The 9,067-nt window shown below is 74.0% G+C and carries 9 protein-coding genes; 7 read left to right on the top strand and 2 right to left on the bottom strand.

Features of this window, described 5'->3' with window-relative positions:
• The first annotated feature begins 220 nt into the window (after positions 1-220).
• A complete protein-coding gene (locus tag ABZ371_RS24275; protein ID WP_358683214.1) occupies positions 221-742 on the top strand; it encodes a DUF4240 domain-containing protein in 522 nt (173 codons plus the stop codon).
• A gap of 64 nt (positions 743-806) precedes the next feature.
• On the opposite strand, the gene ABZ371_RS24270 is transcribed toward ABZ371_RS24275, so the two are convergent.
• Positions 807-1,331: a GNAT family N-acetyltransferase gene (locus ABZ371_RS24270; RefSeq protein ID WP_358683212.1), complete on the bottom strand. Its 525-nt coding sequence runs from the start codon at positions 1,329-1,331 to the stop codon at positions 807-809.
• 61 nt (positions 1,332-1,392) lie between these two features.
• On the opposite strand from ABZ371_RS24270, the gene ABZ371_RS24265 reads away from it, so the two are divergent.
• Together ABZ371_RS24265 and ABZ371_RS24260 are read left to right on the top strand one after the other, a co-directional pair.
• The gene (locus ABZ371_RS24265; RefSeq protein ID WP_358683210.1) at positions 1,393-2,292 is read left to right on the top strand and encodes a TIGR01777 family oxidoreductase; all 900 of its coding nucleotides are present in this window, start codon (positions 1,393-1,395) and stop codon (positions 2,290-2,292) included.
• Positions 2,293-2,560: 268 nt separating this feature from the next.
• Entirely contained in the window at positions 2,561-3,874 is a 1,314-nt protein-coding gene (locus ABZ371_RS24260; RefSeq protein ID WP_358683208.1) for an NAD(P)/FAD-dependent oxidoreductase, read from the top strand.
• A gap of 13 nt (positions 3,875-3,887) precedes the next feature.
• Here ABZ371_RS24260 and ABZ371_RS24255 read toward each other — a convergent pair whose 3' ends face one another.
• Positions 3,888-5,558, bottom strand: a complete 1,671-nt coding sequence (locus ABZ371_RS24255; protein ID WP_358683206.1) for a regulator — start codon at positions 5,556-5,558, stop codon at positions 3,888-3,890.
• 302 nt (positions 5,559-5,860) lie between these two features.
• Here ABZ371_RS24255 and lipB point away from each other — a divergent pair, with 302 nt between their 5' ends.
• From lipB to ABZ371_RS24235, 4 genes are all read left to right on the top strand, one after another.
• Positions 5,861-6,670, top strand: a complete 810-nt coding sequence (gene lipB / locus ABZ371_RS24250) for a lipoyl(octanoyl) transferase LipB (RefSeq protein WP_358683204.1) — start codon at positions 5,861-5,863, stop codon at positions 6,668-6,670.
• A gap of 111 nt (positions 6,671-6,781) precedes the next feature.
• Positions 6,782-7,783 carry a lipoyl synthase gene (gene lipA / locus ABZ371_RS24245; protein WP_358683202.1) on the top strand — a complete coding sequence of 334 codons (1,002 nt, stop codon included), beginning with the start codon at positions 6,782-6,784 and terminating at the stop codon, positions 7,781-7,783.
• 274 nt (positions 7,784-8,057) lie between these two features.
• Positions 8,058-8,258 (top strand): hypothetical protein, encoded by a 201-nt coding sequence (locus ABZ371_RS24240; RefSeq protein ID WP_358683200.1) that lies wholly within the window; start codon positions 8,058-8,060, stop codon positions 8,256-8,258.
• A 30-nt stretch (positions 8,259-8,288) separates the two neighbouring features.
• Positions 8,289-8,996, top strand: coding sequence for a DUF4191 domain-containing protein (locus tag ABZ371_RS24235; protein ID WP_358683198.1), 708 nt, complete (start codon positions 8,289-8,291; stop codon positions 8,994-8,996).
• The last annotated feature ends 71 nt before the right edge of the window (positions 8,997-9,067 follow it).

The following is a 9,067-nucleotide window of genomic DNA, read 5'->3' as shown; positions in this document are numbered from 1 at the left end:
CGTGGTGCGGCGTTTCCGCGGGTCGCGCGCTCGGCCCCGCGTACCTCCCGGGCCGGGCGACTGCCCGCTCCGGGTGGCGGGTCGGAGGTCCCGGCACCGGCGGCCCCGCACGAACTCGTCCCCGATGCGGCCGAACGCCTGCCCGAGCTTTTTCGCCGAAGGCTTCAATTCGGTGTCACCGCGTGCATCGCCCGCTCCTGGGGCAGATGCTGTAACCGTGATGGACGAAACGGAGTTCTGGGAGATCGTCGACAGCACCCGCGAGGCCGCCGAGGGCGACCCCGAGGACCACGCCGACCTGCTCGTGGAGCGGTTGGTGCGGCTCGACCCCGACTCCGTGCTGGACTTCGCCCGGCACTTCGAGGCCCGCTACAACCGCGCGTACCACTGGGACCTGTGGGGTGCGGCCGCCGTGCTGCTCGGCGGGGCGGGCGCCGACGCGTTCGACTTCTTCCGCTGCTGGCTGATCGGGCAGGGCCGGGAGGTCTTCGAGGGCGCGGTGCAGGATCCCGACAGCCTGGCCGACCTGCTGGACGACTTCGACCCGGAGATCGACGGGGACGGCGAGGAGCTCGGCTACGCCGCCGACGAGGCGTACGAGCAGCTCACCGGAGCGGTCACCCCGGAGCTGGGCCTGCCGCCCCAGGCGGGCGAGCCGGCGGGGACGCCCTTCGACGTGGAGGACGACGCGGTGCTGGCGGAACGCCTCCCGGCACTCCGGGAGCGCTTCGGCGCGGAGTGACCACCGCCGGGCCGGCCGCCTGCGGACGGTGCTCCGGGCCGCCCGTAGCACCGTCCGCAGGCGCTCAGTCCGTCAGGGAACGGCCCATCAGGACGTCGTCGACGTACCGCCCGTTCAGGAAGAACTCGCCGGGCAGGAGGCCCTCGACGGCGAACCCCTCGGAGGCGTAGAGGGCCCGCGCGGGTGCGTTGTGACCGAGCACCCGCAGCGTGATGCGCCCGGCCCCCTGGCGCCGGGCCTCGGCGTACGAGGCGCGCAGCAGCAACCGGGCCACGCCGTGCCCCCGGGCCCATTCGGCCACGGCCAGCCCCTGTATCTGGCGGACGTGCGCGTTGCAGGCGAGCGGTGTGGGCGGGACCAGACGCAGGTACCCCGCGATCTCCTGCCCCTCCCCGGTGGCGGCCTCGGCGACCAGGTAGTCCTCGGGCCGGTGCCGGTCGTCGAAGAAGGGCTGGTAGGGGGGCAGGGGCCTCGGCTGCACCGCGTGCAGGGTCGACCAGGTGGCCCGGTCGAGTTCCCCGAGGGCGGACCGGTCCTCCGGCGCGGCGGGACGGACGGGGAGGAGGGCGTGGAAGACGGGCGCGGACATGCGGCCACTGTGCCATGCCGGATGCCGTGTGCCGCCGGGCCCATGGGGCAGGATGGACGGCATGCCGCACTCCCGTATCGCCGTCAGCGGATCGTCCGGACTCATCGGGGCGGCGCTCGTGCGCTCGCTGCGGGCCGACGGACACGAGGTGGTGCGCCTCGTGCGGCGTCCCGCCGCCGCCGACGACGAGGTGCGGTGGGACCCGGAGCGTGCTCACGTCGACGTGGCGGGCCTGGCCGGCTGCGACGCGGTCGTCCACCTCGCCGGTGCCGGGGTGGGCGACCGGCGCTGGAGCGACGCGTACAAGCGGGAGATCCGGGACAGCCGGGTGCTGGGCACCGCGGCGATCGCCGAGGCCGTCGCCTCGCTCGACACCCCGCCGAAGGTGTTCCTCTCCGGATCCGCGATCGGTTACTACGGCGACACCGGCGACCGCGCGGTCGACGAGGCCGCGCCTCCCGGCGAGGGCTTCCTCCCGTCCGTCTGCGTGGAGTGGGAGAAGGCCGCTGCCCCGGCCGAGGAGGCCGGCGTGCGGACGGTCCTCGCCCGGACCGGTCTGGTCGTGGCCCGGCAGGGCGGGGCGTGGGGACGGCTGTTCCCGCTGTTCCGGGCCGGCCTCGGCGGGCGGCTGGGAGACGGGCGGCAGTACTGGAGCTTCATCGCCCTGCACGACCACATCGCGGCCATGCGGCACATCCTGGACACCGAGTCCCTCACGGGCGCGGTGAATCTGACCGGCCCGTCCCCCGTCACCAACGCCGAGGTGACGGCCGCCATGGGGCGGGTGCTGCGCCGTCCGACGCTGTTCACCGCGCCGGCGCCCGCGCTGCGGATCGCGCTCGGCGAGTTCGCCGGGGACGTCCTGGGCAGCCAGCGGGTGCTGCCCGGCCAACTTCTCGACTCGGGCTTCGCGTTCGCCTTCCCCGGCATCGACGACGCCATCCGCGCCGCGCTGCGCTGAGGACGGCCGGGCCCCGCCCGGGAGCGGCTCCGCGGGGCGCGGGCAGCGGCGCAGGTCAGCCCGCGGCCACCGCGCTCCCGTGCGCCCACCGCCGCCGGCCCGGCGCGCACCGGCCCGGCGGCCGTGCGACCCCGTGCACCGGTGCCCGGGGTGCGTGCGACTGTGTCCGCGTCGGCCATCCCCCTAGCTTCGATCCGATCCGGGGCATTCCGGCGGCCTGTTGAGGGCAGTAGCCCCCCAGCAGTCGCACCTAGTCGGGGAGGGGCTCGTGCTCACGGCACACACGGCACACCACGCGGACGTGGTCATCATCGGGGCCGGGATCGCCGGCCTGTCAGCGGCCCACCGGCTGATCGGCGCGGGGGTGGACGTCAGCGTCCTGGAGGCCGCCCCCCACGTGGGTGGCCGCATGGCCACCCAGGAGGTCGACGGCTTCCTGCTCGACGACCTGGCTCCCCTGCTCAGCTCCGGGTATCCGGACCTGAGCGGCACGCCCGGGCTCCGAGGGCTCGCCCTGCGGAACTTCGCACCGGGGGTGCTGGTGCACAGCGGGGGCCGCCGGTACAGCGCCGGGGACGTACGGAGCGCGAGGGGCGCACTCAAGGCAGTGCGCTCCCGGTCGAGCGCCCCCAAGGCGCCGTGGGGCGGCACCGTCGAGCAGGCCAGGCTCGGCGCCTGGCTGGCCCGCCTCGCCGCCACACCGGCGAACCGGATCCTGGCCCGGCCGGACCGGCCCGCGCTTTCCGCCCTGTCGGCCCGCGGCCTGCCGCCGCGGACGGTCGACGGGTTCTTGCGCCCCCTGCTCTCCGCGCTGCTCGGTGACCCCGCGCTCAGCACGTCGAGCCGGTGCGCGGACCTCACGCTGCGCAGCTACGCCCGCGGCGGGCTCTGCGTGCCGGCGGGTGGTGCGGCCACGCTGCCCAGGCTGCTCGCGGCCGCCCTGCCGCCGGGGACCGTCCGCACCGGTGTCCATGTCACGGCCGCCGACATCTCGTCCGTGCGCACCAAGGAGCACGGGGAGCTGGGCTGCCGCTCGCTGCTGCTGGCCACCGGCGCGGGCGCCGCCGCGGAGCTGCTGCCCGGGCTGCGGGCACCGGGGTTCCACCCGGTGACGGTCCTGCACCACACGGCTCCCGTCCCTCCCCCGACGGGCTCCCGCCTGGTCCTGGACGCGGACCGCTCCGGTCCGGTCGCGCACACCGCCGTGATGAGCGCGGTCGACCCCTCGCGGGCGCCACGGGGCCGGAGCCTGATCACGTCCACGGTCCTCGGCCCACCGCCGGCCGACCTCGACCGCACGGTCCGTGCGCACCTCGCCCGGCTGTACGGCACCCCCACGCACGACTGGGAGCTCCTGACGGCCCATCACGACCCGGAGGCCGTCCCCGCCATGCCGCCTCCGCACGACCTGCGGCGCCCGGTCCGCGTGCTGGACGGCCTGTACGTCTGCGGTGACCACCGCGACACGAGCACCGTCCAGGGCGCTCTGCACTCCGGGCGGCGGGCGGCCTCGGCGATCCTGGCGGACCTCGGGGTGCGCCAGGGGCCTGAGGACGGGACCGCGCTGCCCGCCGCCGCGTGACGGCGGGCGGCGGTCAGCCGAGGGCCGCGACACGGTCCCGGTAGCCGCGCACGGCGACCGCGTCCCGATAGGGCTCCAGGCGGCGCTCGAAGTCCCGCACGTACTCCGTCGCGCGCACCGAGCGCATCTCCGACGCCTGCTGGGCCGCCTCGGCGCCCAGCAGGCATGCCTGGTCCAGTTCGCCGAGTCCGAGCCTGGCCGTCGCCAGCACCACCCGGCAGAACAGCCTGCTGCGGGCGTACGCCGGAGCGCGCAGCTGGAGCGACCGCTCGGCGTGCTGGGCGGCGGCGCGGTACTGCTGGAGATCACGGTGGCAGTGGCCGAAATCGTCGGCGAGCTGCGCCTCGTCGAAGCAGCGCGCCCAGTGGGGCACGTCGTCGCCGGGCCGGGCGGCCTCCAGGGAGCGTTCCGCCCGCGCGAGCGCGGCGACACAGGCCCTGGTCTCGCCCAGCACCCCGTGTCCGCGCGCCTCGACGGCGTGCAGGAGGGCCATGACGGCGGACGGCGCCGAGGAGCCGATGCCCTGCTGGGCGACGCGTGCCAGCTGGACGGCCTCCCTGCCGTGCTGGAGGTAGACGGCCTGCCTGCTCATGGTGACCAGGACGTACGCGCCGTACGCCCGGTCACCCGCGGCCTGGGCCAGCCTCAGGGCCTGGACGAAGTAGCGCTGGGCGAGCCCGTGGGCGGCGATGTCGTACGAGGTCCAGCCCGCCAGCCGGGTGAGGTCGGCGGTCGCGGAGAACAGCCGGCGGCCGACCGCCTCGCCGTAGCTCCCGCGCAGCATGGGCTCCGCCTCGTGTTCCAGGTACCTGACCAGGGCCTGGCGGGCGTGGCCGCCGCCGTAGGTGTTGTCCAGCGTGCGGAAGAGTTCGCCGACCGAGCGCAGGGCGGCGACGTCACCGCTGCCGACCCGTTGCCCGGTGCCCCGGTCGGTCTGCCGCTGGCGTGGGACGCCCACGGGCGGTGCGCCGTGGGCGGGCGGGCGGGAGTGGCCGGGCCCCCGGCCGGCCGCCCGCCCGCCGTGCGTTCCGGTTCCCGGCGGGCCGGGCGCGTGCAGGGTGCCGGTCGGATGGGGGCCGGGGCCCGGGTGGGAGCCGGCCTGCTGGAGCCCGTTCGCCGGGTGGCCCTCGGCCCGGTGGAGGCCGTTCACCGGCCGTGTGCCGTGGCTTCCGGCGGACGTGCGCGGGGCGGGCAGGGCGGGCGCGTCTCCCGCCGGGGCGCAGGGGTCCGCCCGCCCGACCCGGTCGTCGGCACGTCCGATGAGCCAGTCCCTGCTGGGAACGACCAGCCCGGCCGGGGTGAACGCGATTCTGCGCAGCTCCGCGTGGCTGCCGGAGTCCTTGCGCCACAGGCCGCTCACGATGTCGACGGCCTCGGCGGGCGTCGCGGCGAACTCCAGGCCGGCGTAGACGGGGGCGCAGGCGTCCAGGCCCAGGTCCTGGGTGGAGAGCCGGCGGCCCAGGCGTCTGGTGAAGACCTCGGCGATCAGGGCCGGGGTGGTGCCCCGGGGCTGCTGGCCCCGTAGCCAGCGGGTGACCGAGGTCTTGTCGTACCGCAGGTCGAGGCCGTGTTCGAGGCCGAGCTGGTCCACCCGGCGGGCCAGACCCGCGTGGGAGAATCCGGCTTCCGCGATGAGCGCAGCGAGCCGCCGGTTGGGGGTGCGCTGCGGAGGTCGTTCCGACATCAGCTGTACGGTCTCCTGCCTTCGGGGCCGGGCGGGCAGCCCTTATGGAACGGCGCGAACTTAACCGCCCCGAGGGCGCCGCCGACGACCTTCGCTCCACATTCATCCGATCGTGTGAGGATTGTCGGGATCGCTGACGGAAGGCCGGGGGCCGGCTCGGCCGCCAGCGGGGCGCGCCACCTGCCGGACGCGGCGCCGCCGAGCGGTCGTACAGTTGCTGGGGGCGCACATCAGTGCATGGTGACGTGGTTCCCGGGACACCCCCCGGCCCCCCGGCACCGCGGAGTAGGGAGGCACCCGAAGTGAGTGAGCTGCGGTTTGTCCGGCTCGGGTTCGGTGAGGACGCGGTGGACTACCAGGAGGCCTGGCAGAAACAGCGCGAGGTGCACGCCGCCCGGTTCGAGGACGCGGTCCCCGACACCTGCCTGCTCCTCGAGCACCCCCCGGTCTACACGGCGGGCCGCCGCACGACCGAGAGCGAGCGTCCCCTGGACGGCACCCCGGTCATCGACGTCGACCGCGGCGGGAAGATCACCTGGCACGGTCCCGGCCAGCTCGTCGGCTACCCCATCCAGAAGCTGCCGCGGCCGGTCGACGTCGTCGCCCACGTGCGGCGGCTGGAGGACGCCCTGATCCGCACGGCCGCCGACTTCGGCGTCACGACGTCCCGGGTCGAGGGCCGCAGCGGTGTCTGGGTGCTCGGCGACCCGGTGGCCGAGCGCCCCGCGCTCGGCGGTCTGTCCCTGGACTTCGACCCCCGCCTGCACGACGAGGAGTTCGACGCCCGGCTGAACGGGCCGGAGTACGCGCCGTCCAACGCCGGCCAGCGCCGCGAGGACCGCAAGCTCGCCGCGATCGGCATCCGGGTCGCCAAGGGCGTGACCATGCACGGTTTCGCGCTCAACGTGAACCCCGACAACACCTGGTTCGACAGGATCGTGCCGTGCGGCATCCGGGACGCGGGCGTCACCTCGCTCTCCGCCGAGCTGGGCCGCGAGGTCACCATCGCCGAGGTGCTCCCGGTCGCCGAGAAGCACCTGCGGGACGTCCTGGAGAACGCGGACCTCGCGCCGCGGGAGGTCGCCTCCAAGGAGCCGGCCGCCTCGGCCTAGGGAATAGGCCCTCTCGGCCACAGGTTGGCCATACGTAAGACCGTTCTAACCGCGGGCGTACCCTGGTGTTCGCCGAAGAATCCAATGCAGCGAAAGCAAAGGGGTGCCGGAGTGTCCGGTGTCGCACCCGACGGGCGCAAGATGCTGCGCCTGGAGGTCCGAAACAGCCAGACCCCCATCGAGCGCAAGCCCGAGTGGATCAAGACCCGGGCGAAGATGGGCCCCGAGTACACGAAGATGCAGAAGCTCGTGAAGGGCGAGGGTCTGCACACCGTGTGTCAGGAGGCGGGCTGCCCGAACATCTACGAGTGCTGGGAGGACCGCGAGGCGACCTTCCTCATCGGCGGCGACCAGTGCACCCGGCGCTGCGACTTCTGCCAGATCGACACGGGCAAGCCGCAGGCGCTGGACCGTGACGAGCCGCGGCGCGTGGGCGAGTCCGTCGTGACGATGGACCTGAACTACGCCACCATCACCGGCGTCGCACGCGACGACCTGGAGGACGGCGGCGCCTGGCTGTACGCGGAGACCGTGCGCCAGATCCACGCCCAAACCGCGCAGCGGGAGGGTGGCGCCACGAAGGTCGAGCTGCTCATCCCCGACTTCAACGCGGACCCCGCGCAGCTCGCCGAGGTCTTCTCCTCGCGCCCCCAGGTGCTCGCGCACAACGTCGAGACGGTGCCCCGGATCTTCAAGCGGATCCGCCCCGGTTTCCGTTACGAGCGTTCCCTCGACGTCATCACGCGGGCCCGCGAGGCCGGCCTCGTCACGAAGTCCAACCTGATCCTCGGCATGGGCGAGACCCGTGAGGAGGTCAGCGAGGCGCTCCAGGACCTGTACGACGCGGGCTGCGAGCTCATCACCATCACCCAGTACCTGCGGCCCTCGCCGCGCCACCACCCGGTCGAGCGCTGGGTGAAGCCGCATGAGTTCGTGGAGATGAAGGACGAGGCCGAGGCCATCGGCTACTCCGGTGTGATGTCCGGTCCGCTGGTGCGGTCCTCCTACCGCGCGGGCCGCCTCTTCCAGCAGGCCATGGAGCGTCGCGGCGAGACCGCCGGCGCGCTCGCCGGCTCGGCCACCGGATCGGCTCCGGCCGCCCCGGCCGTGTGAATCGGCGCACAAGAGGCTACTGCCGGTAATCGCCCGGCTCGGACGCGGCCCGTACGCCCCCGCAGGTCGGGGCCCCGTATGGGCCGCGTCGGCGTGCGCGGCGCCGAAACCAGGGCTTCACTGGTGTTTGACCGACCGGTCATGCACTGGTAACACCGAGCAGTGACCCTAGGTAAGAAGACGGCGGCGGCCTTCGCGGCCGCTGCGGGTCACCGCTTCCCGCCACCCAGTGCGCACCCCGGTGCGCGCAACCGCTCCGAGGGGAACACCCACGATGCAGGCCGCACCGGTTCGCGCCCACGCGATCCCGTCCGTGACCACCGCACTCCGCGCCGTCGAGTCCCTGCTGCTGAGCAGCGGCCAGCGCACCGCCCGCCGGAACGCCTGGACGGCCGTCCTGGAGGACCGCCGCCGGGCCAAGGACCGCGTCGAGGCGGAGTACGTGCTGGACGCTGTGACCGCCCGACGTTCCTAGGCCCCTCCCGCGCCACGTAAACTTCGGTACATGGCGAGGAAGTCACACACTGAAGGCGCGGACAGCGCCGAGAACGCGGGGCGGCTCAAGCAGATCGCCCTGACCTACAAGATGACCAGGCGGACCGACCCCAAGGTCGGTCTCGTCGTCGCGGGTGTGGGAATCGTCACCTTCGGCGTCCTCCTCGCGATCGGCTTCCTGATCGGGCACCCGGTCTACGCGGGCATCCTGGGCTTCGTCCTGGCCTTCCTCGCAATGGCGATCATCTTCGGACGACGTGCCGAACGTGCGGCCTTCGGGCAGATGGAGGGGCAGCCGGGCGCTGCCGCCGCGGTGCTCGACCGGGTGGGCCGCGGCTGGACCACGACGCCGGCGGTCGCGATGAACCGCAGCCAGGACGTCGTCCACCGGGCCGTCGGCAAGGCGGGCATCGTGCTGGTGGCCGAGGGCAACCCGAACCGGGTGAAGAGCCTGCTGGCCGCGGAGAAGAGGCGGATGGCCCGCATCGTGGTGGACGTGCCGGTGCACGACATCATCGTCGGTGACGGCGAGGGCCAGGTGCCCCTGAAGAAGGTGCGCACCACGATGCTGAAGCTGCCCCGGGTCCTGACCGGTCCGCAGGTCACGGCGGCCAACGACCGGCTTCGGGCGATGGGCGACCTGATGAGCAACATGCCGCTGCCGAAGGGCCCGATGCCGAAGGGCATGCGGATGCCGCGCGGCGGGAAGATGCGCTGACGTACGGGGACACGTATGAGGGCGTGCCTTCGCCGGCTCGGCGGCCCACCTGGACTCGCTGCACCGGTTGC

It is taken from the genome of Streptomyces sp. NPDC005899 (assembly GCF_040629645.1).
Classification (GTDB): Bacteria; Actinomycetota; Actinomycetes; order Streptomycetales; family Streptomycetaceae; genus Streptomyces.
This window is presented reverse-complemented; position numbering and strand designations above follow the sequence as displayed.